Below are 26,118 nucleotides of genomic sequence, written 5' to 3' on the forward strand. Positions count from 1 at the left end.
TCCTGCATTTACAGATGCACCTTTGTTTGTACTGATAGATACAACTTTTCCATCTGCTGGTGCCATGATTTCATTTTCCATCTTCATTGCTTCTAAGATTACCAATACTTGTCCTGATTTTACTGTATCGCCTTCTTTTATCTTGATATCAAGGATTGTTCCTGGCATTGGTGCAGTGATGGACTTTCCACCTGCTGGCACTGCCTTTGGTGCTGCTGCTTTAGGAGCCGCTGCTGGAGCTGGAGCTGCCGCTGGTCTTGCTGCTGGTGCAGGAGCAGAAACGCCACCAATTTCTTCTACTTCAACTTCATATGTGTTTCCATTTACAGTTATATTAAACTTTTTCATTTTCGTTATCCTCCTTCAAATTCATTCATTACTACTAAATAATAATTTTATAGATATCCGTTTGTATAGGTTAATCTTTCCTATATCCTGTAGCCAGAAACTTCAGTCCCTGGAAATACATATTCCTGCGCAATAAAGCGTACGCTCTTCTCTGATTTTATCATGGGGAAACTAAAATCCCCCTATGGTGTCAGATCTTTTGAATAATCATCTAATATTTACAAGCACCTATCTATAATTAAAATCTACTGCCCATCTGCTCTACTTTACCCAGTCTGTTCCATGTAGGAGATTGATCTCCAACCCTTACAATGTTTCTTACTATGATATTGTGAGTAGATGTTTGCAGGCTAGCCGCAACAGCCGCAGAAATGACTGCAATCAGTTCTTCCTCATTTCCTTCTTCTACAGTTTCCTCAACAACAGGTGCACTCTCTACAACCTGAACCGGCGCCTTTTGAGGCTCTTTGTAGAACAGCATTCTTAAAAGGTCTAGTAGGAAAGAAAGTGCGATCAACGTTACGAAGGTAACACCCATACCTAATCCCGTAACGATCAAACCTTCTCCAAAACTTATCGTTTCACCGAACAATGATATCACCTCTTTTTCTTGGACTTCAGTGGTGTCTGTCTTCTATCTTATAGCGGAATATTTCCGTGCTTCTTCGCTGGTCTGTTCTCTCTCTTTGATGCAAGCATGTTAAACGCATCTACGAGTCTAGGTCTTGTTGCATTTGGTTCGATTACATCATCAACGAATCCTCTTTCAGCAGCCTTGTATGGTGTGGCAAATTCGTCCGTGTACTCAGCGACTTTCTTAGCTCTTTCTGCTACTGGATCTGCAGCTTTTGCGATTTCATCCTTGAAGATAATGTTTGCTGCACCTTGTGGGCCCATAACTGCGATTTCAGCTTGTGGCCAAGCAAGAACGATATCCGCACCTAAATCTTTAGAACACATTGCTAAGTAAGATCCACCATAAGCTTTTCTTACGATTAATGTTACCTTTGGCACTGTTGCTTCACTGTATGCATAAAGCATCTTCGCACCATGTCGAATGATTCCACCATATTCTTGGTTTGTTCCTGGTAAGAATCCAGGTACGTCAACGATATTTAATAATGGAATGTTATACGCATCACAAGTTCTGATGAATCTAGCTGCCTTATCCGATGCATTGATATCTAAGCAGCCTGCAAGGAACTTTGGTTGGTTTGCAATGATACCAACAGATTGTCCGTTGATTCTTGCAAAACAAGTGATGATATTCTTTGCAAAATATGGTTGATACTCATAGTAATCGCCGTCATCTACAATCTTAGAAATCACATCAAACATATCGTATGGCTTGTTTGCATTGTCTGGTAGGATATCATCAAGTTCTGGAATTAATCTGTTGATGTCATCTTCTGTCTCATAGAATGGTGCAGTCTCCATGTTGTTTGATGGTAAGAAGCTTAATAGTCTTCTAATCTGTGCAATACAATCTTCATCATTTGACGCTACGAAGTGAGCTACCCCACTGGTTGTATTATGGGTCATTGCACCACCAAGATCCTCAGCCGTTACTTCTTCACCTGTTACTGTCTTGATTACCTGTGGTCCAGTGATGAACATCTGGCTTGTCTTCTCAACCATGTAGATAAAGTCTGTGATTGCTGGAGAATATACGGCACCACCAGCACAAGGTCCCATGATGGCAGAGATTTGTGGTACTACCCCAGATGCAATTGTGTTTCTATAGAAGATCTTTCCGTATCCAGATAAAGCATCTACTGCTTCTTGGATTCTTGCACCACCAGAGTCATTTAAGCCAACCACTGGCGCGCCAACCTTTAATGCATTGTCTAACACCTTACAGATTTTCGCTGCATGCATTTCTCCAAGGGAGCCACCAACTACTGTAAAGTCTTGGGCATAGGCATAAACCAATCTTCCGTCAACCATACCGTATCCTGTTACAACACCTTCGCCTGGAGACTCAACTTTCTCCATACCGAAGTTTACACATCGGTGGGTTACAAAAGCATCTAACTCAACGAATGTTCCTGCATCAAATAGTAGGTTCATTCTTTCTCTAGCTGTTAATTTCCCGGATTCATGCTGCTTATCGATTCTCTTTTGACCGCCACCAAGCGCAATTTTCTCTCTACGCTTACGCAAATCTTCTAATCTGTTGATTGCCATGTTTACTAACCTCCTATACAAATATTGGACTTATGAAAAAACAGCACCTTAAGAGACTCTTTTCAATCTCCTTATGAAAATACTAGAGCTCTTTATATTGGCTCTCAATAATCCACTTGACTTGTTGATTAAATGCTTGTTCCTAAATCTAGAAAATATTTTCTTTCTTTAAAGCATCAATTTCTTCTGTACTCATACCCAATAGTTCCTTTAGGATCTCTTCTGTATGCTGCCCCAGCAGTGGTGCATGGGTACGTACGATACCTTGGGTTTCACTCATCTTGATGGGTACTCCTGCCATTTTTAAGTGGCCTGCCACAGGATGATCTACTTCTATGATCATATCTCTGGCCAATACTTGAGGATCTTCCATCACCTTATCAATCGTATTGATTGGTCCGTTTGGTACCCCTGCCTTGTCCAGTAGGTCCTGCCACTCTTTTGTTGTTTTTGTTCTTGTAACCTCAGTAATCAGCGGCACCAATTCTTCTACATGCTTCGTTCTTAATGGATTGGTTTTAAATCGCTCATCCTGGGCCCATTCCTCTGTTCCAAATACTTCACACATCTTCACAAATAATGCATCATTTCCTGCTGCAATCATGATTTCTCCATCGATGGTTTCAAATGGCTCAAATGGCGTAATGGAGCTGTGACGGTTTCCTGCTGGCTTTGGTGCTTCTCCCGTAACCACATATCTGGCAATGGCATTCTCCAGGATTGCCACCTGGCAATCTAACATGGCCACATCCACCTTTTGTCCTACGCCTGTATTGTTACGATAATTTAAGGCTGCCAAGACGCCAATGGCTGTAAATAACCCTGCTGTTACATCTCCGATGGATGGACCTACTCTCGTTGGCTTACCACCCTTTGGTCCTGTGATACTCATGATACCTCCCATTGCCTGTACAACGGCATCATAAGCAGCTCTCTTGCTATAAGGTCCAGAGTGACCGAATCCTGATGAAGCGGCATAGATAATTCTAGGGTTTATTTTCTTTAATTCTTCATAGCCCAAGCCTAATTTCTCCATTGTTCCTGGTCTGTAGTTCTCTACCACCACATCTGCCTTCTTCACCATTTCTATAAATAGTTCCTTCGCTTTAGGTGCTTTTAGATTCAATGTAATACTTCTTTTATTTCGGTTTAAGCTCATAAAATAGGCGCTTTCATTCTGGATATAGGGACCAAATTGTCTTGAATCATCCCCTACCTCAGGGGCTTCAATCTTAATTACATCTGCACCCATATCAGCCATTACCATGGTAGCATAGGGTCCTGCCAGCACTCTTGTCAAATCCAACACTTTAATACCTTCTAAAGCCTGTTTCATACGTCTCTCTCCTTTTCTTTTAAATTTTCTTTAATATTTTAATTTTTAAGTAGCAATACTCAATATAAAATGTTGTTTTAAATAAACAAAAGATATTAAAATAAAGTTGATATTATATATTTGATCAAATATATAATATCAACTACATAGTATTAACTATATAATATTTAACATATAATATCAAATTTATTAAACGATATATTTTGATATTTTTTAAAATTATATCTCTTTTTCCCATCTTTTCTTAATATTCTAAGTAATTTCGACATTTTTCTGCTTCTATCCTGTATCATTTCCTTATGACCTCTAATACACCTAGACAGAACCCTTCTTACTCGCTATCTTTGCTTAATAGCCTCGCTTATTTTTATATCCCTAAACATTTACTCTTACCCTTTGGGGTTACATCCAAGAAAAATGCTCATGAATAATCTCTTGGTTACAGACTCATGTCTGAGTATGAAACCAAGAGATTATTCATAGATAAAAAAAAAGAAATTAGAATTTCAATTTAGGCGCTGTTTAAAATTGCGTTGAAAATTATATTATTTCATCTATATGCAAAGAATACCCATATTCTGTATAATAGAATTAATTCGTAATTGTATGATAATGTGAAACAATGCCTATTCAAATAATGTAAAGGAGAAATAAAATGGCTATTGAAAAAGTTAAGGAATATTTCAAACAATGGAATATGGAGAATAAGATACTTGAGTTTGACGTTTCAAGTGCAACTGTGGAATTAGCAGCTCAAGCATTAAACTGTGAGCCAAAAAGAATTGCAAAGACACTATCGTTTATGATAGATACTAAATGCATTTTAATTGTTGCAGCAGGCGATGCAAAAATTGACAATTCAAAGTATAAATTGCAGTTTGGAACAAAAGGAAAAATGTTAACTGCTGACGAGGTACTCACCCTTACAGGACATGCTATTGGTGGGGTCTGTCCATTCGGAGTAAAAGATGGAGTCGTTACTTATCTTGATATATCTCTCAAAAGATTTACAACAGTCTTCCCAGCATGTGGTAGTAGCAACAGTGCTATTGAACTTACCATTGATGAGCTTGAACAATACTCAAATGCCGACTCTTGGATAGATGTATGTAAGGATTGGCAAGAATAATCTTCAAACTACATTCTTAGTTTTCACACAGTCTGGAGCACAACAGGAAGCATTTTCTTTTGCACAAGCTATTTTCTGCACCAAAAGGTTTCGGTTGAAACAGGATAAAAACCAATATTATAATAAAATTGTTGTGATGAACCTACATATGCTCGTTTTGCTCCGAGTTTTCCACAACGCATAACAGCTTCAAGTACTGCCGCCTTTCCAAGTCCCATCATTCGATATTGAGGATCTGTTGCCACAGGTTCTACAAGGGCATAATCCGTATTACGCTCATACCACATTCCACAATAGGAAACAAATTCTCCATTCGGTGCAACAACTGCTATCTTATGTTCAAGGTTTACATGGGGGCCAGCAAACTGATTTTTTATATCAAGCATGTGTTCCCCTGTTTTCGGAGGTTCGCCATCATGATTGAATCCTCGCCATAAGACTTTACTGTATTCATATAAATCAAATCTTTCTGCAAGGCTTACAACACGAAATCCCTGGGGCAGCTGATAAGAAATATTATCGTCAATATCTATCCTTGCAGTACATTGTTTGCTTTGTGTTGGTCTGTAGCCATGAGCAATGGCAATGCGTTGAAACCCATGATCATTGTCATCAATAAGCACTTTATGCTCACCACTAAAATGATGCTGCACATAGTTTAAAATATCTTCTTTAAGAAAATGATAATCTTTATCCACACAAATATAGGCTTCATCAATATCAGTTTCATATGTTGCTAACGCTACAATTTTTTCATCATCTTTCCACATTCCAATTCTGTTTAAAAAGCTTTTGTTAAGATAAGGCAGTGAAAACATCCATTCCCATCTACCCCATAAGAAGTTCGGCGTTGTTACATTTTCCTGATTTATTCTTTTTAAAAAGTCATAAACTTTTAAAAAGTCATCTGTGAATCCATGTTGATTGATATAATTGCAAAATTTTATGGACATCTAATCACCCCGCAAAATGTAAATAATCTTCGTTAGCTCATTTCATCTTCAATTTATTTATCTCTTCTCATTTTTTTACAAAGGCCTATAACGAACTGTCCAATCCCCAATCGTTCACCCACATAATTTGCTACTTCCATATAAATCTTCACAATGACTATGTATACAAAGAGAACGATTAAGATGTTTAATACATACTGAACGTAATCCATATTTTCCCCCTTAACGGCAGTCAAATAATTAACCAATTTAATTAGTCATTTGCTTCCGATATTCCGAAAAGATTATTTTGAGAGTAGGCGCTAAATCAATGTATCCCTATTCTTTCTTCTCTGTATAAACAGATTATATTTAAAGAAAATACGACAAAACAATAGAAAATTCCTTTATTTTTCTAAGATATGGAAATCTGATTAAGGCCAAAAGGGAAAGATCTCCTCCTTGGGGCTACGTACAAAGAAAATGCTATGAAGTATATGAATAGCTATAGATCAATTCCTAAGTATGATACCAAGAAGTTGTTCAAAACAAGAAAAAGAAGCCATTAACGGATATACAAAGAAAACCCATATTCTGTATAATATAATTAATTCGTGATTGTTATATGCTGTGTAGTAAAGAAAATTCATATAATCTGTTTAATAAAGGGAGTGAGAACTATGAAGAAAACAGCTAATGAACTTCAAAAGGAAAGAATTAAAGAAATCGAAGAAAAGGCTTCTCAATTATTAGAAAAGTGTGCAGTTGTAACGCTTGCTTCTGTTAATGAAAAGGGGTATCCACGTATATGTACCATAACAAAAGTCAGAAATAATGACTTTTTCGAAATCTATTTTATGACATCAAAAAGATCTCATTTAAATGGAAAAGCAACTCATTTTGAAAATAATACTAAAGCGAGTGTTTGCTATTATCTTGGTGGTGACAGTGTCACACTGATTGGTGATGTTGCAATAGTAACAGACATGGATGAGAAAAGAAAATTTGATAATGATTGTGATAGAAATTTCTTCAAGAAAGGGATTGAAGATCCTAAATGTTATTTACTAAGATTTCGAACGAATGAGGCAACATTTTGGATTGAGGGAAAATTTAGGACTTGTAAATATAAAGCTCACTAATGCAGGTTATGAATGCTAGCTTTAATTAGGCTGCAACAAAAATAAGACGCAATAATACTCTTATATTATATAGTAATACAATTAATACGCAGTTGTAGAAAAATGCGATATAACAATAAATCGCAAAAGTAATTGAAGAAAAGATTCTTGAAAAACGTACACAATATCCCGAATGGGGCCCAAGTACCCTAAAGCGACTCCTTGAAAATCAAGGTATGAAAGATCTTCCCTCAAGAACAACATTTGCAAATGTGTTAAAGCGCAATAATTATGTGGAAATAGAAAAATCTAAACCACAAAAGCCCCTCATTCGCTTCGAACGAGACTATCCAAATGACTTATGGCAAGTTGATTTTAAAGGTCATTTTGGTATGACCGACGGTAATAGATGTTATCCCCTTACAGTGCTGGATGATTGTACCCGCTATTCACTCTGCTTGGATGCCAAGAGCAACGAGCAAGGACCTGGAGTCTTTGAGAGTTTTACACGTCTATTCACAGAGTTTGGGCTACCAAAAGATATCTTGTGTGACAATGGCAATCCTTGGGGAGATTCAAAAAACGGTTATACGCTGTTCGAAATTTGGCTGATGCAGCTTGGGATATTACCTATCCACATACGCCCCTATAGACCTCAAACCCAGGGCAAAGAAGAGCGATTTCATCGTACTCTTTCTAAAGAACTCCTAGCCCGTCAGCAAATCGAAGATATTCTAGATGCTCAGGAGAAATTCGATAAGTGGCGATATGTGTATAACTACATACGACCACATCATGCTCTAAACCTAGACGTACCTGCAGATCACTACAAACCTAGCATTAGAAAGATGCCTAGAGTGCCAAAAGAGCCTGAATACAGTGGGGCCAATATTATCAAGGTTGATTATAAGGGTTATATTAGAATAAATGGCTTTAAATATTATTTTAGCGAATCCTTTGCTAATAGGTATGTTCAGCTAGAAACAATAGACAACCACATTATATCTATCAACTACGGAGAATTCAGTATAGCACGGGTTAACACCGACGAAGGATTAATAATTTCTAAACGTATTCGAAGAAAAGTGTAAACCATGTACCTTTCAAAAGTGTAAACCATGTTGGACTTGACAGAGGGCGCCGATCCCTACAAAGTATTGATCACAGCAGTAGGGGAGGGATTTCCTGCCCGATTGTGACGCATTCTTTATTTATTATGTAGTAACACGTGAAGAATTTTATTGATTTCATGTGTCAAAGGACATCTACTTCTGTTGTCTCACGACACAATTATGTTTTGAGGATATATTTTACAAAATCAAGACACAAAATTACTGCTATTCTTACGAACTTTGAAACTCGTATATTACTTAAAAAAGCCTAAAATTAGCCTGTCAGCATAAAATAATCCGACAGGCTAATTCTATATTATTTCTTAAATATTTTTAAAAGTCTTAAATAATGATTTGCTTCACGTAATGTATGATCTCCCAATAGCGGAATTATAATTGACTTGATCTTACATTCAATTAGCCCTTGCGTTCCTTGCGCCTTAAAGTCTCGAATTGCTTTTGTGGCTTTGAAACTATCATCTGTGATCTTTTCCATTGGTATAGTCCTATCCATAGCTGCTTTTGTTTCCTCTATCAATTTGTCAAACTCATTACTAAAATCGTTGGCTGTATTAATTAGCTCATTTTCTGTAGGATCAAGTAATCCTCGAATAAACTTTGCATGTTCTGCCATAATTCTATTCCAGAATAATTCCTGCTCCATAGCTTCTCTTTCAATGTCTATAATTTCTCTATTTTGTAGTCTTTGAAGCATTCCCAAATAAAACTTAGCTTCTCTCATTATATGATCTATTAATAATGGATAATTGATTGTAAACATTTTACAGGATAAAACATTAGATAAAATTGTAGCTTTAAACTGTATTAATGCGGTGGTTAAACTTATAGCCCTTTGATTAATTAAAAATACTCTTTGCTCATACATCGGGTTGACTGCCATTAATCCGCCTCCCATTAATCCTGCTTCTGCTTGTGTCAATTCAATTGGTATCCTCACTCCTGTAAAATATGATGACGCCATTTCTGCTCTAAGTGTATATGGTGTTATTACTTCGCCTGATTGAAGTACAGCAGTACTGACAATGCCATTCGAAAGAGAAATGACATCTCCTAATAGCATATCAAACTCTCTTCGAAAATCATCTGCTTTCTGAGTAAAATTCGTGTCTCTAGGTGTAAATCCCAATTCTAGAAAAAATGAGTGTTCCTTCATTATTCTTGCAAAAAAAAGATGTAACTCCAATGACTGACGAACGAAATCCGAACCTGGAAGCATTGTATATTCCTCCTAAAAATATTCATACTTTGATATATATTATGCTTACGTCATATAAACTGTCACACTTTTTTATTAAGTTAAAAATATTCCGCCTTGCTATAAATCACATATCTTACTTTTTATTAGTAAAAATACTTTTTATCGTCAAGACATTATTATCTACACACAAAAAAAGAAAGCATAATCATACACTTCCTTTTTCAGCTGCTGCCTATGAATACAATCACATTCATCTTTAGTCTTCACTTTAAGATTTTTATATTCGCATGAAAATATAAAGCAATGGATATCGTCTTTTTTAATATCCTTTTACTAAAGGTAACACTAGGAACTAAAAGTTACTATTTTCGATCGAATATATATCTTAGGTAACTGCGAATCAGAAGGTCGGGAGCTCGAATCTCTCTGGGCGCACCCAAAATAAGAACCTTGGATTTCCAAGGTTTTTTATTATGCATAAAATAGTTCTGATTTGCATATTTGTAGTCTAAAAGTAACGTTCTTTAGATAGTAAAGTTGATATTTGACATAATTAAAGGGAACTCTGAGAGGTTCCCTTAGTTCGTAAAATATAAAAATTGTGTTTTAACTATAAACAGATTTTATTCACAATTTTACTGCCATTTTCTATTTTTCTTCTCCACATTCCCATTAATTGCTGCTCCAATAGCAACTCCTAAAGCAATACCAATAGCTATATTGTCGAATAATACTCCCAGTGCAGCACCTAAAGCGATACCAACACCAATGTAAGCACCCTTCTTATTTTCTCTGTTATTATCCTTGTTAAAGTCAGACATATTGAACACCTTCCTACATAATATAAGTAATCCTTATTATGCATCTTTTAAATTTTCTTCATTATCAAAATCTTATTCTTACACTACTTAATTGTATTTTTTTGTTTATGATATAAACTGTTGGCTTTAATTGAAAAACAAAAATATAAAACTAATGCTATAGGAATACCTAGCCATACCAAAGCTCTAATAATTGCAAATGGTGTTTCAAATAAAAAAGCTCTCCAAAATAATGAACCATTCATTTCCCATAATCCTTGAGTATAGTAGAGAAGTTTAGGATTATATATTGCATTAATATCAATAGTTTTCGTAGATTTAAGAGCTATAAAAATTGGAAAGTATGATATTCCGAGCATTAGCCACATATCAGATAATCTTTTGTATCTTGCTGCTTTAGACATGTTATCAGAAAAAATGTCCTCTTCACTATTTTTTCCAATTTTTTTGAAGTATTGTGTTCCTGAATGTTTAGTACCAGCTATATGGTTCCAACCGCTATCTTCAAACAGAGAGCAGTAGTCAATAAAATCCTCTTTATTTTTAAAAGATCTATAATCAATTCTTATTGTAGCATTTTCTGCTTTTGTAGAACGAAATTTATATCCAAAACGTACATCTTCTAATTCATATCCACTTCTAGCCATATCATTTAACCATTTTTCTTCTTTGTCATAATCTATAAAAAATTTAAATTTTCTCATCATAATCCTCCTGAATTATAGTTTTAACAGGCTTTTTGTTATTCTAGTCAAATGATTCATTCTTTCAAAGTCTAATAACAAAACTTCTTTTCCTTTTTCAGTAATAACATAAACTTTTCGACGAGTATCGTCGCTTTTAACCGATTGTATTAATTTTTGTTTAAGCAAATTCTCAATAGCCCCATAGAGTGTCCCTGCTGCTATCTTAACTTGGTTATTGCTTAATTCTTCAATCTTTTGCATGATAATATATCCATGAGCAGGTTCTAATAATGCTAAAAGTATATAGTAAGTTGTTTCTGTTAATGGCAAATTTTTATCTCTATTCATAGTCGCCTCCCATTGATCAGTGAAACTATTCAGTCAAACTGTATAGTTATATTGTATACAGTCTGACTGTATATGTCAATACTAAAAAAGCCTTATAACTTTTTTGTTATAAAGCTAATATAAATAATCATTAATTCGCAATTTTCTACAATTACAAATCAGGGAACCTATTACTGATTCTCTTTAAAAGTAACCCAAAATCAACAGTATTATTTAACAGAGCCTAAATTGACATTACAAAATAATCACTATAAAATGAAACTAATCGGAAATGAAAAGTATTAAATTGTACATAATGGAACTACCATATGAAATTTTATTAAAAGCAGCTATAGTTTATAATCAATAAAAAGGAGGATTATATAGAATGACTAATGCACATATGATATGGCCTGATAAGGTAACAATTTGCGAAGTAGGTTTACGAGATGGTTTACAAAATGAGAAAAAAATACTTAATATAGAGGAAAAACTACAACTTCTTGATTCGGTAGTAGAATCAGGCATCAAAATTATTGAGATAGGCTCTTTTGTACATCCTAAAGCAATTCTTCAAATGGCAGATACAGAGGAAGTTGCTAGAAGAATGAAAAGAGTAAATGGAGTTGAATATCGTGCCTTGGTACCTAATCTTAAAGGGTTGGAGCATGCCCATGCATCTGGAATAACAAAAGCAAAATTAACTGTTTCCGTTAGCAAGTCTCATTGTATTAATAACTTCAATCTGCCCCCTCTAGAAATGATGAAAGGGTTTATTCCTTGTGCTGAATATGCTGATAAAAATAATATGAAATTGTCTGGTGCAATGTCTTCGGCATGGGGTTGTGCCTTTGAAGGTAAAATTCCTATCCAACAGATAGAAGAAATTGTACAAAAATATTTGGAACTTGGTATTACTGAATTATCTTTATCAGATGCTACTGGAATGGCAAACCCTCGTCAGGTTTTTGAAGTTGGAAAGTATTTTATAAAGACATTTCCACAGGTAAATTGGATTTTACATTTACATGATACACGTGGTATGGCAATCGGGAATATTGTTGCAGGTCTTCAAGCTGGATTTAATGCTTTTGATGGAGCTTTTGCAGGGTTAGGTGGCTGTCCATATATTCCAGGTGCTTCTGGAAATATTTCTACTGAAGATGTGGTACACTTGTTGCATGAAATGGGAATAGATACAGGTGTCGACCTCGAAAAAGCAATGAATACAGCACGCATTGCAGAAAAGATGATTGGTCATCAAGGGCATAGTTCCGTTTTAAGAGGTGGTCGTTGCGAAGATCTAACTAAGGAAAAGGCACAATACCAAAATAATAAGCAGTTAAGATAATATATTTATTATATAAATAGAATAAATAGGCTCTGTTGAAAAATATTGTTGAAATGAATGCTATTAATATTGCTAATTATTAAATTTGTTATGGCGTAATATTCTTATTTTACGAACTAAGGGAATTTCATGAGAGATTCTCTTTTATAATGCTATAAAATCAACCTTACGGTCTAAAAAACGTTAGTTTTAGACTACAAATATGCAAGTCAGAACTATTTTATGCATAATAAAAAACCTTGGAAATCCAAGGTTCTTATTTTTGGTGCGCCCAGAGAGATTCGAACTCCCGACCTTCTGATTCGTAGTTACTCAGAACATATGTTCGATAAGAGATAGTATCCTTTGTCTTCTTGTGTTACCTATAGACATATATTTTATTCCTGACCGTACTGCAAACCCCTACGGAATCATATACTAAGTTTATTTGCACAGAACTTACAAAATATCAACTCCATTTTTTATTCTATAGGAAAGGCGTGTGATGAAATACAATATCGCCAGATTCATTCGTAATGTGCGAAACATATTTGGATGCATATTCATAGGAAGTTTTATGTAGTTCTTTTGCATTTTGTATTATACTTTTATACTCATCTAGTGTGCTTATGCTATGATCGTAACCGAATACGAAGTATAATGGTAAACCACTACGCTCTTCCTCATCCATTAATAGAAAAACTAACCCATTCATGTAACCCTCAATATATGCGACATCATGATATACTTTTTTCTTTAGCTTTTCCTTTCTCTTTTTTTCATATGCCCGCAAAGTATTTCCTATGGCACATGCATGTGAGTAATTGCCTGTACGTTTTAAAGCTAGTATTCGTTCAAATGCATGAATAAGACCGTCCTGATAACACAACGAATATAATATTTGCGGGTAGCTTTTGATATTAAAAGCTTCTGATAACAGGCTATGTTCTTCTTCAACCTCAAATAGCATTCTAGCGACTGAGGAGAACTCATCATCTGGTATTAGAAGATTCCTAGCAATGAGGTGCTCCTTAAGTACGGTGATAAAATAAGTTGCATCTGTTATGATTGGAGTTATATTCATGTCCTTAAATTTTTCTACAGCTGATTCATCAAGTGTTACAATATAGGCATGTGGAATTAAGCCATTCATCTCCTTTATTAGTGAATTATAAATACTATTAAAATCTTCATCACCGAAGGAATATCCAATAAAAATTATGTATTTTGTTGCCAACATTAACTTTAAACTACTTCCAATAAGTCCTGAATTAAGTCTTTCTTGACATTTAGCATAATCATCCTCGGTAGCAACAATAGAGCCATAATTGTTAATTGAGCCGTGAATTTTTAGTACCTTTCTTCCAGGCATATTCCAAAAAACAAAATCTTCTGGAAATACTATAGGAGTTGCACCACAATATCTCTCAAACAGATCATCCCAATTTGTTGTAATTATGTTTTGAATTGGATATATTGTTGATAATTCTCTATGAAATTCTGAGGCTGTCCTTTCTAGCTCAGGAAATGCTGTTACATAGTCAAATCTATTTTTTATTTTTTGAAGTAGTTTGGCTCTGCCATTTGTCTTTTCACAAAATTTACTCATTAATTTTGAAAAACTTAGGTTGTCTTCTATTTCAAGTTCATTTTTTATTTCTCGATATAGAGTATATGGATAAACTTTTTTGGACTCCGTACTAACACCTGCTCCTGCAAATATTATTAACTCATCATCTATTAATGCATCTATAATATCAGAGGGTAGTTCAAAATCCTTTTTATTCTTACAAAACTCGCATTCACAATTTTTATTTATTTTACTATTCATAGATGCTATACCCCCATATCTATTTTATCTTTTTTATCCAGAAACTTCACAAAAGCCATTAACTTTTTCTCTTGGTTCTTTACTGAACTGTTCCCTAAAGGCATATTTTAAAGCTATTTTAGACTCTTCCATTAGTCAGTATATTTTTTTGTTAAAAGCGGTGGAGATAGACTAAAGACAATCATAGAGTTTGGATAGAATCCTAGTTTCTTTTCACTATTATTTCTAAAAATAACTGTTTGTTCATACTGATCGCCTAACAGATTTTTAAATAAAAGAGAAATCTTATATTCACCATCAACAATTTTTTTCGAAGGTAGTTTGATATAAAAATGTTTCTCTTCATTCAAACCTAGATTAAAGCAAAGTTTTTTTTGTAAATCTCCTGTATGTGAATCCTCAAATGTTATGTCAATCGCTGAACCAAAACCTATATTTTTTAATGTCACATAACATCCTTCATTTTCAGTCATTGACGATAGCGCCTCAATATAAATAGCTTCATATGTAATTTCGTTTTTTGCATTTGCACGGCTATTGTACTCAATTATACTTATATAGGGCAAAGTTAATCTGCGCTTGTCGTCGATATCTTTTTCTTTGGAATATTTTAAAGTTAAATATATACCAAATATAGTAGCAATACCTCCAATAACTCCCCCCAGATAGCTTCCATAAAAACTGATCCATGCATCTATATTGCCTTTAGCTAATGGTGTAGAAAATAGCATAAGTATATTAACTATTAATGGCATTATCAAGATCAATAAAATCATAAGCATTGGTAGCATGAATTTCTCTCTTTTCATAAAATCCTCCTAACTACAATCAATGGTCTATACGACGTTTAAAACAAATACTACCATCATAAATCTGATGATATCCTATCATATTAAACTATTCCTTAAAGATATATTTGTGGACTAGTTGGAAATATGATAATTATTAAGGGATGTCATTTTTAACTTCCCTTAATTCATATATTTCAAGAATAAAATATTGTTACAATCCCTTAATAGGGAAATCTAATTCATTTTCTGGCAAACCAAGCGAACGACCATATTTTAAGACCTCGCTCCAAGTTTTTTTATCCTCATAATTGAATTCAAATGTCTTACCACTAAAAATAGCAATAATATCTGTTCCTTTCCAAAAATGCATATACCAATCGCCAACAATATGTTTAGATAATTCCTGTATTTCTTCCTTCGATACATTGGCCTCATACATATGCCATCTATCAGCAGGATTTGCATGACCTGTTATATAGATCTTTCTAAAATCTAACCTGTTAAGCATTCTATTATCGTCAAGGCTTTCTTCTACAATGATCCCAATATAATCCTTAGGCATAATCTTCACTCCTCACATAATTTAGCTTTACGAACTGTAATATTAACGATTCCTTAAAGGCATATTGGCGGATTAGTTGAAAGTAACAAAATTACCCTTGTGTTACTTTCGTATTAATCCTGTTGCTACATAATATAAGAATATTACGAACTAAAGCATATCAATTATTCATAGCCTTTGAATGGCTTTTGCTCTGCATAGTAAGGTGATATATTTCCATTTATTTTCGTTAATTCCTTGCCATCTGCTGAAATTCCAATAATATTAAAGTCTGAACCTTGAAATTTTTTCATATAAACAAGCCATATTCTTATGCCATTAGTATTAATAATTTTTGCTTCATCTTCAATATTTCTTTTCTTCTCCACAATCTTTACTTCACTAATATCTGGATTTCCAATAACTCCGAAATATATTGGCAGTGAGGTTTTTTCTATATTTGGATAATAGCTGTGGGTTAGTCCAAATTTTTTTGCTGCTAATTTTATATCCCCGTGAGCACCACTATAAACAGTTTTAAATCCGAATATGCTCTTTCTTACGACGGCAACATATAAACCATCCTTGCCTACAATATTACAGAATACTATACTTCCTTTGTCAGTTTCTTCTTCATGGATAATGCTTATTGGCATTGAGCCTGGTGAGGTTATTGCTTCTTCAATTGTTTTTGAATCTTCATTAAATTTAAGCACTAAGAATGACAAAACAATTATTATTGATAAAACAATTAAACCTACTTTCTTTTTCATATGCTACCCCCTCAATAAGTAGTTCGTATTATTCGACTACTACAACCTAAAGCTTGCTGTTTATTACTTCTCTATTGTCCGTGAATTTCCTTTAAAGCAATAAACGCTCTTATGTCTTTATGAAAGATACATTTAATCCCTTAAGACAGAAATGGACTCTGTCCTTTCCTATCACGTTAAATCACCTTTTAACGAATATTTTCCTTTATCGCACCAGAGCGCACGTTCTATGGAAAGACATAAAAAATAAGGTAGGATCTCTCCTACCATATCGGTAAATGTGTATTTCATAATATAAGCAAAATGATATAAGATGTTAAATACAGGGGTCTATTTTTCTTTAAGTAAAACGCCCTCTGAACAAAATACTAGTACAGTATCATCTATCTTTCATATTAATCCTGTGGCTACGTAATATAAGAATGATGCGACTTAATGGTACTTCAGAATTTTGTTTATACTCTATTCTTGCTTCTTCTCTCTTTTAAATACAAATACCATCATAGTACCAAATCCGCCCACACATTGAAAGTTAACAAGTTCCCAACCTTCTTTCCCGTGCTGTTCAAGTACTTTATCACTTTTCCTCTTTAAACTTTTTTCCGTATCAAAAAGACTATTAAAAGTTACTGTTGTATATTCCCACATAATTAACTCCTTTCAAGGATTATGTATAATACTTGGTTCACAATTATCTATAACTATGTATATCTATAATAATATAAGATACGCTATAGCAATTGGAAAATCCTGCTATGCAAATAAAAGTCTTGAAGGATTTACCAAATAAGGGTTGTTATAATTTTCAGGAAATAGTATAATAAAACCAATAGAACATACGTTCGATACCGTTCGCCACTGGTTATCGAAGGGGGAAAGCCTATGTATACTTTGCTTTATGAGATTATAAAAGAAATTGCCGAGGATACTAATATTGAAAAGGCTACATATGCATTAGAAAGAATAGTAAAAAGCAACCTTTCTCTTAACAAGTAGGTTGCTTTTTATAGTTTAGATAATTCAATTGCTTTTCTAACCATTTTGAGAAGTCGCTCTCTCTTTTCGTCTGTCAATTCTTCCCCAGGCTCTAACTCTCCTGTATCGACCAAAACTTGTATTAGTTCATTAGCCATTTGTTCTTTTGTTTTTGGCTTCGCTGTTTCACTTATACCTATCAAATAGTCTGTTGTCACTTCAAAATAAGCAGCAATTTTTTTTAAAAATTCATAATCTGGTTTAGAAAGCCCCCTTGGAATTATCGGTAGGCTTGGTTAGACTTTTTCTCTCAGCATAAACACCTTGGATACAATATCATTATCGTATCTCAATTTGACCGTCTGATTGACCCTCAGATTCGCTGCTTGTTTGAATATAACGTGATCCATCGGTAGGTGGAGAACTTCAATAACTTCTTCGGGGTAGTGGTGAAGATATCTCAGCTACTATTCCATTAAAATGATTAACATTTAGGCTGCGCTCCACCCCACCTTTCCCTATAACTATAAACCATTTTACCAGTGGCGCACCTATTCTCTATAAATAGCCCACCATTGGGCGGATTGGGAATTGTGAGGAGAAATCCTGCCCCATCGGGGCAGGAAATACTTTACTCGAGTAATAGCACACTTAATGCGAAGTGTGGTTCTTAAAAGTCAAAGGTTTTAAAAGCTTTTTAAAAGGGGGAAAAACTATGATTCATTCAATGTCCTATAACTTTGAGATTAAAATTGCAGGGAAACACGTCGCCCTAAAGCGGTACTCTAAGGAATTCCAGTACAATTATGCGGTGGATAAGGCCCCTGCCCCTACTAAGAAGGGTGGCAGTAAAAACCTTCGAGAGAACTTCACACGCTCCATTATGCGTGCCAGAAAGCGTGTTTTTGATATCATTGCATGCAATGTGGATGTGATACCCGACTATCATGGACAGATGCAAAGACCTAAGTTTCTCACCCTGACTTTTAAAGAAAACATGCAAGATTTGAGCCTTGCCAATGAACAGTTTACACTGTTCAATAAACGACTTTCTTACTATCTCTATGGTATCAAGAGAAATGTCCTAAAGTACATCTGCATTCCTGAATTCCAAAAGCGTGGGGCAGTACACTTCCATATTCTCTACTTTAACCTGCCCTATGTGGACTTTAACAAGCTAGGGGAAATCTGGGGCAATGGCTACATCTTTATTGAAGGTGTACAGCAAAAGGATGAGATTGAGGACTTCGCAAAATATGTATGCAAATACATCAACAAAGAAAATTCCAAAGGTGAAGATAACTTTGATCTCTATGTGGAGAAAGATTTATTGAATCAGAAAAGATACTTTATCTCCAGAGGACTTCGTAAACCCTCTGTGTATAAGTTGAATATAGATAAGGAGTTATACACAGCCTTTCTGGCTATGTTAAAGGACTTTCATGCTTCTAACCATGAGTATTCCAATGAATACGTGGGGAATGTTGAACTAAACACCTATGAGGTTGAGGAAAAAAAAACTGTTGAAAACTTAAACAATGCGATTAATTCCATGGTGCAAATGATGCTTGACCTGTATCATACCCATGTAAAGATAAAGTGGAAACATGTAAAACAACGATTTATGAACGCTGAACACTACTTTAAAAGTAAGGAACTATCGGAAAAGATATTTTATAAATTCATGGAAAGGATGGGATTTATTCGTGCTGACGATTGGGAATGCGATAGCGCAATTTTTAGTTGATCAAGAGTTGAAGGGGAACACTCCTAAGACCATATATAATTATGAACGCTTTCTAGACTACTTTGCTGAGTTCTTTGGTAAAGACAGAATGGTAGATGAGTTAACTCTTATGGATTTGAAACGGTATCAACTCTCCATAGCGGACAAAGATAAGCACTATAACTTTGTGACTACTAGGAAGAAGAAAATATCAAAGACCACAGTACAAACTTATATACGTTCTCTCAGAGTCTTTATCAACTGGCTCTATAACGAAGGGTATATCACTGAAAACCTAGGGGCAAAATTCAAGCTACCGAAAGCACCTAAGAAGGTAGTGGAGGTTTTATCTGATGAAGAAATAGAAACCCTGTTAGGGGCAATCAACCCTAGGACAGAGTTTGGTGTCAGAAATCATTGTATTATTGCCCTCATGCTGGATAGTGGTCTGAGAAGAAATGAAGTCTTAGAATTGGACTTCGATAATGTCCACTTCACCCAGAACGTAATCAAGGTATCGGGTAAAGGTCAAAAGGAAAGAATCGTTCCATTGGGTCTACATACGAAGAAAATGCTCATGAAGTATATGAATGGCTATAGACCTATGCCTGAGTATGAAACCAAAAGATTATTCATAGACCAAGAAAAGAAACCTTTAACCGATGATGCAATAAAGATGTTCTTTCAACGTCTAGCCAAGAAAACAGGCATAGAACGCTTACACCCCCACATGCTGCGCCATACCTTTGCGACGAAGTATCTAATCAATGGTGGAGATATATTCAGTCTACAACAAATTCTAGGGCATACGAGCCTAGAAATGGTACGTAGATACTCCCATCTTGCTTCATCCTATGTAATTCACAATTTCCGCAGAATGTCACCCCTAGATAACATTCAGAAAAGGAATTTGGGATTCTAGTTTCATCTTCTATTGAAAACTACATCATTTTATCTATATACAAAGAATATCCATATTCTGTATAATAGGATTAATTCGTAATTGTAAAATAATATGTAACAATGAAAATTACATAAAAAGGAGTGGAGAAAAAGATTTTTTTATATTGAGCAAAACAATCAAATTATTAGGACTTGTATATAATAAAGGAGGTTTCGGTTTGGGACTCATTTACTATTTTAAAAAATTGAGAGATGGCTATGTAATTAACCAAGTGAAGCACATTAGGTTACCTTATTTTGAACCATCACCTACTGTTAGAAAAAGGTTAATATTTTCAGGAAGAGTGCAGAAGGTAGGGTTTAGATTAGCAATATATGAATTAGCAAAGCGGTTGAATTTAACTGGTTGGGTTAGAAATAGAAATGACAAAAATGTTGAGGCTGAAATACAGGGAGAAAATGAGAAAATTATTTTCTTGATTAAATATATGAAATCATTAAAAAGAGCATCTGTTCATGATGTGGCAATAAACAAAATGCTGATTGTAGATGATGAGACAGATTTTGCCGTGATAAAGGAATGATTTTAATTCGCAATTTTCCTATTTTCTCAACTAAGGGAATCTCTAATGAGATTCCCTTTAATCATGTCATAATATCAACCTTACGATCTAAAGACCATTACTTTTAGACTACAAATATGCAAGTCAGAACTTTTTTATGCATAATAAAAAACCTTGGAAATCCAAGGTTCTTATTTTTGGTGCGCCCAGAGAGATTCGAACTCCCGACCTTCTGATTCGTAGTCTTAGAAAAAGCAAAAAACTATATAAATAGTTATAAATTATATAAGTAATTCCAATATTTCACCTAAAGATTAATTAATAATAAACAATTATATAAACTATAAAAAAATATATAAGGGGTAAAGTAGGGGTAATATGGGGTAAGAAATCACAGGGAATATATCTCCTGTGATTTCATTATTAACTATACAATTTTAGACAAAAGGACTTCTTTTTTCTGTTGGAATTCTTCCTCTGTAAGTATCCCAGTATCTTTTAAATCTGATAGTTTCTTTATTTGGTCTGCAATATCTACTGTCTGATCTATTGTAGCTGCAATCTGTGGATTCTCACGAGCATACTCTTGTTTTATTTTCATTATTGAACTTGCCAATGATCCGGCATTTTTGACTTCAAAAACAACAGTGTTTTCGATTCCTTCATCATAAAACTTTACCACTAAATAATTAGTGACTTCCTTTGTTTTCTTCTTGAAAGCAAAAGCAAATACGCCAAGGGCTAAAAGCCTAGTAAATGTTACATCTTTTGAAATTTGCTCCTCTGTCTTAAACTCACCACTAATTATCTGATTGCTTTCAATATGAAAGAAGTTATTTGTTAATGTTTGATCAAAAAATATACCGTTCTTATTTATGGTGAAAATCCCGTCAATATTGTTCTTGCTCAAATTAGGATGTCCACCTAAGTATTTTACCGTTTCAATTGCAGCAGCAGATCCACCAGCCCTTTTTGCCTCCTTAAAAATATCTTTTGGCTTTAAAACTCCCTTTTCATCATCTTTTTTCCCAAATAGGCCCATAAGCTACCTCCTTTGTGCTTTTATACCATTATATTACATTTCTTGTTTTGTCTACAATAGAGAGAATCTTTCTAATGACAAAAAAGAAAAAAAGCCGGAGCACTAAGCCCCGGCACCAGTGTTACTATCTTTCATTTTTTTTAACATATTCACAATTCCACCTGGTAATGGCACCCCAAGTAAAGCAATGTTCTCTGTGATAGATATCCCCTCATTGGCTATATAGAAATAGCATGCCATGGTTCTAAAAATTGGATTCTCTTGTGGGATGGTAAGGTCTAACTGATGGGCCAAGATCACAACGAATAATATAGCTGCCTTTTTCATGAGCCCTCTAAATCCTACATCACTTGCCAAGTCTTTGTTTGAAATTGCTTTCATGATTCCAGTGACGTAATCTATAACCATCAAGACAGCTAATATTTTGATCACGCTATCCCACCCCCCGATAAGATATGATAATGTCGTCCCTATAGCTGCTATACCTGTGTTTAATGCGTGTTTGTATTGCATTCTCTACACTCCTCTCAATTTGTTTGCAGCCTTCTCGATCATGATTGCTGCATACTCTCCTTTAACCATTCCCCCTGGTACTGCATTTTGTAGCCAATAGTCAGGCGTTGTAATGATTCCTTGTTGTACGAATACATCGAGTGCTTTTTCAAGCGCCGTTTTCTCCTTTTGAGGCGTCATATAGGGATGGCCCATATGCTGACAGAGAGCTTTGACGACTGCCTCTGCATAGTCTTGCCAATGATCCAATAGCCTCTTTGTATCTGCAGCGTTATCGGCAAAACCATATTCTACAATGACGGTTTGAGCAGTTCCAGTCTCTCTGATCATGAAATAATAATCTTTCTTCGGATTATTTGGAAGCGTCCTTGTGAAAACTCTTCTCTTTTTCTGTCCAGCTGCAGCTATGGCATCAATGATCGAATTAGCCAGTTTTCCATCGGAATAAATGGAGTGGATTGTCTCTGCTCCCTCGCCCCCTCCAGCATTGATGTGATTAGAAATACAGTACTTAGCTCCAGACGCTTTTACAAGATTGGTTCTCTGACCGGATGCTAGGGTGATATCTGTTGTTCTTGTGAGGCTGACGGATATGCCTAGTTCTTTGAATCTTCGCTCCTGGTACTGTGATATCTGTAATGCTAAATCTTTTTCTTTCCAATGTTGGTTCGTGCCTCCTCCTGGATCAGCTCCGCCATGACCAGGGTCTATGATAAGTAACATGGTTCCTCTCTCCTTTCGGACATAAAAATAACACCATCTCAGGTGTCTATGTCACTACTATTCTGTAAATAATTTTGCTACTGCATCTCTAATTTTCTTCAACATTTCCAGTAGGGCTGCCATTCTCAATCATCTCCTTTGTTTTATTTTTGATCTCTGTAAGCTTTTGAAGCATCTCTTCTTTTGTCATTATTCAATACCTCCTTGAAGCATAATTTCAATTATATTGGTAAGGTCATATATACTTTGTGCAAGAATTTGATTGTTAATTTTAAGCTGCTCAATTTCTGACAAAGGCTGTGGGGGAACATAGTTATGTTCGTCAATTTCCTCCTGTGTGGCACTCTCTACCCATACACTACCATTCCACTTAGGCTTTAACATACCTTGGAAACTTAAGTCTTCAACAAGAAATTCCCCATCTTTTAACGTGTAATACTGTACTTTTTCGTCAATTACGTTTACTACTTCTACTAGATTTTCTCCGTCTACAATCGCCTGTCTATAGTCCATCTTCTTACCCCCTCGCTGTGTAAGCTATTGTATTATCAAATAGTATTCTTCCATTTGTGAAAACCCCACTTGGGATACCTCTAAAACTTAAAACGCCAGAATTTCCAATCACTATTTCCCCGTAAGCATCTTTTATTAAACCACCGCCAGTTGTTCGTACAACGGCAGAACATGCGTGTGCAACGTTTGGTCTATACCCAATGGGTAATGTAGCAATCGTATGTACAGCACCTGCCACAAAGTCAGAGTCTTTTGTTACTTGTAGCCGTAAGGTTACAAGTCCTAACTCATTTTTATCGTAGTTTATTGACCCAGAAAACCCCGAAGCAAACGTAGACAAGGTTAATAGTTCTGGGACTACCTTGTCCGCCTTGTTTGCATGTGCTGTAGTATCTGATAAATGGTTTGCAAACCTCTGCGGTGTATCCCCTATCTGTCTTACAGCCTGTTTCTGTAAGTTCTTGACCGTTTCCTGCGCCCCTTCTAGTGCTGTGCGAAGGTTATCGGCATGCGTACCACTACCGTCAGATACTTGACAGTTATATTCCTCTGGTAGGACTTCGTAAAGCACCCAGTATTCATTCCCTACTCTAGCAGTGTCTTCGAAGGCTGCTTGTTCAATATAGCATCTTACTATTCCCCCATATGCAGACGATACATATAGAAATATCCAATTTTGGGTATCATCGGTCATTACTCCATCTTTTACTCGAATAACCTTTAATATATTTTTAGGTTTATTTTTAAGTTGGGCTGGAATTAAACCTGCATAATTAATATGGTAATATCCAGAATTTAAAACAGGGTTAGCCCTCTCATAAACCAACCCACTTGATATGGCTATCGTGTTTACACCTTCGGACAACATAGGCAATTCACATATAGAAGGGATATTGATGATTTCTTCTACTGGTTGGGCTAGTGCGTAGTATAGAGTGTATGGGGTATAGCTATCATGTGGCTGTGTAGGCATTGTAGTTGTACCGCTTCCGCTTACTATTGTAATATTTCTAGCAGATACAAACGAAGGTGTACCAACGCCAGTATACAACTTTGCCCATGCCTTTGTTCCTGTGCCATTATATACATTTTGCGCCCCAACGCTTCCGTCATACATTGTCCACCCCATGAAAAACGCCTTGATCTCGTCTGCTGTAGGGGTATAAGATTCTCCCCATCCTGTGTCTGTGTCTGCTACGGAAATATATAAATAACCGCCAGAACTTGATTGAAAGATATCTGCTTTTGTGGTATGTTCTGCTGACTCAACCAAGATTTTCCCATCATATTTTGCCATAATATTCCCTGCGATACCAGTAATAATATTATTTGGGTTAGTTAATCTAATCCGTTTGAATCCAGTATAATCATTACTAAATTCCCACCCTAAACCCCCATCTAATATTAACTTCTCTGTCCTCTTAATCTTCTTAAACACCCCATCTTTGTATACTAACTTATCTACATACGTACCGATTTTTCCTAGCATACATGGCGCGATTGTTTTGGTCCCTCGGAATGGTTCGTAGGCTGTGGCTACTGTGCCTTCTTCGAGTTGCAAACTATTTCTTATGTTTTCCACGTTATTTGCTTGGGTAGCGTAGAATCTCATATACCTACAATTCGTTGGCGTAATAGCACTAGTTGACGTTATAGAGGACAAGAAATTTTTATCTTTATCATAAAAGTAAAATATATTTCTATCCCCATATCCGTTCGCACAATATGATGTATTTGGCTTAACAGGCATAAACCCTGTGGCTAATCTGTTGTTTGCGTAGCTTATAACGCCAGACACAGAGTCTATAGAAGCAAGGATATAATCATTTTTATCAAACAAGTTCTTTCCTTGCACGATATCAACTACAGGGTTCAGCGTTGGTTGAGCAGAATTGATATATGGGTATTTTGCAAGAAGTTGGTCGACTGTCATATTGTTGTATTCGTCTGCGGTTATTTCGTTTACCATTATGCCGTCACAGGCGACTCTAGTCCCTACCCCTGCCGAAGTTCCCCATATGGTAGGTCTAATACTTGTTTCACCAACTAAGTCTGTCGGGGACAACTTCACGCCTTGCCTTGCAAAAGCTGTATTAGTGGCAGAGGTTGCACTTGCCATGCTAGTGGTTGCGCTACCCCTTAAAGCCATCAGTTTCCAGTCAGTGGCATCAATAACTCGTCCGTACATAGATACGAGATAATATTTTGTAGGGTCTATCTTTGCGAAGCCTGTCTTTAATCTTGCACTAAAACTAGTACCAGAAACGCCTGTGGCAGTGGCGACAACTGAATTACTACCGAATACCTTAATGGTAGCATCTAGGGCTATTGTACTAATACCAGTCTCAAAATTTGTTAGGCTTTCACAATTGCCCTCATTTCCTGTTACGTTCACAACCATATTTCCATTCAATTCAAAATTCAGCCCACTTGCTACCTTCGCCATGATAGACTGTACCTGTTTGTCCCAGGTAGTCAATATGATTGTAGCTGGACCTGGTCTTTCTACTACCTCAGAATCGAAATCTTCTCGAAGCGCACTGATAGAGTCTGCATTTTCTTTGATCTTAGCTTCTGTTTTTCGGTTATCCTCATTATAATCCTCTCTCATTGGATACTCGTTACCCTGCCACTGGTTTAACCCTACATATTGAGTCTTATTTTGACTTGGCATTT

At 35.6% G+C, this 26,118-nt stretch carries 28 protein-coding genes; 7 read left to right on the plus strand and 21 right to left on the minus strand.

Annotated features, from left to right (window positions below):
• The 4 genes from HNQ80_RS20895 to HNQ80_RS20910 all read right to left on the minus strand — a co-directional run.
• Positions 1-348: biotin/lipoyl-containing protein (locus HNQ80_RS20895; RefSeq protein ID WP_184312641.1), on the minus strand; the 348-nt coding region annotated here is incomplete at its 3' end.
• Between the two features lie 238 nt (positions 349-586).
• The gene (locus tag HNQ80_RS20900) at positions 587-940 is read right to left on the minus strand and encodes an OadG family protein (protein WP_184312642.1); all 354 of its coding nucleotides are present in this window, start codon (positions 938-940) and stop codon (positions 587-589) included.
• A gap of 47 nt (positions 941-987) precedes the next feature.
• Positions 988-2,535 carry a methylmalonyl-CoA decarboxylase subunit alpha gene (gene mmdA / locus HNQ80_RS20905; RefSeq protein WP_184312643.1) on the minus strand — a complete coding sequence of 516 codons (1,548 nt, stop codon included), beginning with the start codon at positions 2,533-2,535 and terminating at the stop codon, positions 988-990.
• A gap of 148 nt (positions 2,536-2,683) precedes the next feature.
• Complete coding sequence (locus HNQ80_RS20910) at positions 2,684-3,871, minus strand: CaiB/BaiF CoA transferase family protein (protein ID WP_184312644.1); 1,188 nt, start codon at positions 3,869-3,871, stop codon at positions 2,684-2,686.
• Positions 3,872-4,526: 655 nt separating this feature from the next.
• On the opposite strand from HNQ80_RS20910, the gene HNQ80_RS20915 reads away from it, so the two are divergent.
• The gene (locus tag HNQ80_RS20915) at positions 4,527-5,000 is read left to right on the plus strand and encodes a YbaK/EbsC family protein (protein ID WP_184312645.1); all 474 of its coding nucleotides are present in this window, start codon (positions 4,527-4,529) and stop codon (positions 4,998-5,000) included.
• A 68-nt stretch (positions 5,001-5,068) separates the two neighbouring features.
• Here HNQ80_RS20915 and HNQ80_RS20920 read toward each other — a convergent pair whose 3' ends face one another.
• Positions 5,069-5,953: a GNAT family N-acetyltransferase gene (locus HNQ80_RS20920; protein WP_184312646.1), complete on the minus strand. Its 885-nt coding sequence runs from the start codon at positions 5,951-5,953 to the stop codon at positions 5,069-5,071.
• 53 nt (positions 5,954-6,006) lie between these two features.
• Positions 6,007-6,165 carry a hypothetical protein gene (locus tag HNQ80_RS20925; RefSeq protein WP_184312647.1) on the minus strand — a complete coding sequence of 53 codons (159 nt, stop codon included), beginning with the start codon at positions 6,163-6,165 and terminating at the stop codon, positions 6,007-6,009.
• A gap of 447 nt (positions 6,166-6,612) precedes the next feature.
• Here HNQ80_RS20925 and HNQ80_RS20930 point away from each other — a divergent pair, with 447 nt between their 5' ends.
• Positions 6,613-7,074 carry a pyridoxamine 5'-phosphate oxidase family protein gene (locus tag HNQ80_RS20930; protein ID WP_184312648.1) on the plus strand — a complete coding sequence of 154 codons (462 nt, stop codon included), beginning with the start codon at positions 6,613-6,615 and terminating at the stop codon, positions 7,072-7,074.
• 215 nt (positions 7,075-7,289) lie between these two features.
• Positions 7,290-8,144, plus strand: coding sequence for an integrase core domain-containing protein (locus HNQ80_RS20935; protein ID WP_184312649.1), 855 nt, complete (start codon positions 7,290-7,292; stop codon positions 8,142-8,144).
• Positions 8,145-8,481: 337 nt separating this feature from the next.
• On the opposite strand, the gene HNQ80_RS20940 is transcribed toward HNQ80_RS20935, so the two are convergent.
• The 4 genes from HNQ80_RS20940 to HNQ80_RS20955 form a co-directional block, all read right to left on the minus strand.
• On the minus strand, positions 8,482-9,402 hold the full coding sequence (locus HNQ80_RS20940; RefSeq protein WP_184312650.1) for a DUF2935 domain-containing protein: 921 nt from the start codon (positions 9,400-9,402) through the stop codon (positions 8,482-8,484).
• 617 nt (positions 9,403-10,019) lie between these two features.
• Positions 10,020-10,205 carry a hypothetical protein gene (locus tag HNQ80_RS20945; protein WP_184312651.1) on the minus strand — a complete coding sequence of 62 codons (186 nt, stop codon included), beginning with the start codon at positions 10,203-10,205 and terminating at the stop codon, positions 10,020-10,022.
• Positions 10,206-10,288: 83 nt separating this feature from the next.
• On the minus strand, positions 10,289-10,909 hold the full coding sequence (locus HNQ80_RS20950) for a DUF2812 domain-containing protein (RefSeq protein ID WP_184312652.1): 621 nt from the start codon (positions 10,907-10,909) through the stop codon (positions 10,289-10,291).
• 15 nt (positions 10,910-10,924) lie between these two features.
• The gene (locus tag HNQ80_RS20955; RefSeq protein WP_184312653.1) at positions 10,925-11,239 is read right to left on the minus strand and encodes a PadR family transcriptional regulator; all 315 of its coding nucleotides are present in this window, start codon (positions 11,237-11,239) and stop codon (positions 10,925-10,927) included.
• Positions 11,240-11,606: 367 nt separating this feature from the next.
• Between HNQ80_RS20955 and HNQ80_RS20960 the strand changes: the two genes are divergently transcribed.
• On the plus strand, positions 11,607-12,569 hold the full coding sequence (locus HNQ80_RS20960) for a hydroxymethylglutaryl-CoA lyase (protein WP_243183471.1): 963 nt from the start codon (positions 11,607-11,609) through the stop codon (positions 12,567-12,569).
• Positions 12,570-13,035: 466 nt separating this feature from the next.
• Here HNQ80_RS20960 and HNQ80_RS20965 read toward each other — a convergent pair whose 3' ends face one another.
• From HNQ80_RS20965 to HNQ80_RS20990, 6 genes are all read right to left on the minus strand, one after another.
• Entirely contained in the window at positions 13,036-14,379 is a 1,344-nt protein-coding gene (locus tag HNQ80_RS20965) for an SIR2 family protein (RefSeq protein ID WP_184312654.1), read from the minus strand.
• 131 nt (positions 14,380-14,510) lie between these two features.
• Positions 14,511-15,188, minus strand: coding sequence for a hypothetical protein (locus HNQ80_RS20970; RefSeq protein WP_184312655.1), 678 nt, complete (start codon positions 15,186-15,188; stop codon positions 14,511-14,513).
• Between the two features lie 193 nt (positions 15,189-15,381).
• On the minus strand, positions 15,382-15,732 hold the full coding sequence (locus HNQ80_RS20975; RefSeq protein ID WP_184312656.1) for a hypothetical protein: 351 nt from the start codon (positions 15,730-15,732) through the stop codon (positions 15,382-15,384).
• A gap of 164 nt (positions 15,733-15,896) precedes the next feature.
• Positions 15,897-16,484, minus strand: a complete 588-nt coding sequence (locus HNQ80_RS20980; protein ID WP_184312657.1) for a hypothetical protein — start codon at positions 16,482-16,484, stop codon at positions 15,897-15,899.
• Positions 16,485-16,946: 462 nt separating this feature from the next.
• Positions 16,947-17,132 carry a DUF4177 domain-containing protein gene (locus HNQ80_RS20985; RefSeq protein ID WP_184312658.1) on the minus strand — a complete coding sequence of 62 codons (186 nt, stop codon included), beginning with the start codon at positions 17,130-17,132 and terminating at the stop codon, positions 16,947-16,949.
• A gap of 356 nt (positions 17,133-17,488) precedes the next feature.
• Positions 17,489-17,677, minus strand: a complete 189-nt coding sequence (locus HNQ80_RS20990; RefSeq protein WP_207727136.1) for a hypothetical protein — start codon at positions 17,675-17,677, stop codon at positions 17,489-17,491.
• A gap of 497 nt (positions 17,678-18,174) precedes the next feature.
• On the opposite strand from HNQ80_RS20990, the gene HNQ80_RS20995 reads away from it, so the two are divergent.
• From HNQ80_RS20995 to HNQ80_RS21005, 3 genes are all read left to right on the plus strand, one after another.
• A complete protein-coding gene (locus HNQ80_RS20995) occupies positions 18,175-19,206 on the plus strand; it encodes a rolling circle replication-associated protein (RefSeq protein ID WP_184312660.1) in 1,032 nt (343 codons plus the stop codon).
• Positions 19,166-20,107: a tyrosine-type recombinase/integrase gene (locus HNQ80_RS21000; protein WP_184312661.1), complete on the plus strand. Its 942-nt coding sequence runs from the start codon at positions 19,166-19,168 to the stop codon at positions 20,105-20,107. The genes HNQ80_RS20995 and HNQ80_RS21000 overlap by 41 nt, the downstream gene beginning before the upstream one ends.
• 145 nt (positions 20,108-20,252) lie before the next feature.
• Positions 20,253-20,672, plus strand: coding sequence for an acylphosphatase (locus HNQ80_RS21005; protein WP_243183473.1), 420 nt, complete (start codon positions 20,253-20,255; stop codon positions 20,670-20,672).
• 406 nt (positions 20,673-21,078) lie between these two features.
• On the opposite strand, the gene HNQ80_RS25730 is transcribed toward HNQ80_RS21005, so the two are convergent.
• From HNQ80_RS25730 to HNQ80_RS21030, 5 genes are all read right to left on the minus strand, one after another.
• Positions 21,079-21,693: an SHOCT domain-containing protein gene (locus HNQ80_RS25730; protein ID WP_207727137.1), complete on the minus strand. Its 615-nt coding sequence runs from the start codon at positions 21,691-21,693 to the stop codon at positions 21,079-21,081.
• Between the two features lie 102 nt (positions 21,694-21,795).
• The gene (locus HNQ80_RS21015; protein WP_184312663.1) at positions 21,796-22,206 is read right to left on the minus strand and encodes a phage holin family protein; all 411 of its coding nucleotides are present in this window, start codon (positions 22,204-22,206) and stop codon (positions 21,796-21,798) included.
• A gap of 3 nt (positions 22,207-22,209) precedes the next feature.
• Positions 22,210-22,929 carry an N-acetylmuramoyl-L-alanine amidase family protein gene (locus HNQ80_RS21020; RefSeq protein ID WP_184312664.1) on the minus strand — a complete coding sequence of 240 codons (720 nt, stop codon included), beginning with the start codon at positions 22,927-22,929 and terminating at the stop codon, positions 22,210-22,212.
• A 189-nt stretch (positions 22,930-23,118) separates the two neighbouring features.
• Positions 23,119-23,442 (minus strand): hypothetical protein, encoded by a 324-nt coding sequence (locus tag HNQ80_RS21025; RefSeq protein ID WP_184312665.1) that lies wholly within the window; start codon positions 23,440-23,442, stop codon positions 23,119-23,121.
• 4 nt (positions 23,443-23,446) lie between these two features.
• Positions 23,447-26,116 (minus strand): hypothetical protein, encoded by a 2,670-nt coding sequence (locus tag HNQ80_RS21030; protein ID WP_184312666.1) that lies wholly within the window; start codon positions 26,114-26,116, stop codon positions 23,447-23,449.
• Between the last annotated feature and the right edge of the window lie 2 nt (positions 26,117-26,118).

Source organism: Anaerosolibacter carboniphilus (genome assembly GCF_014205875.1).
GTDB classification, from domain to species: domain Bacteria; phylum Bacillota; class Clostridia; order Peptostreptococcales; family Thermotaleaceae; genus Anaerosolibacter; species Anaerosolibacter carboniphilus.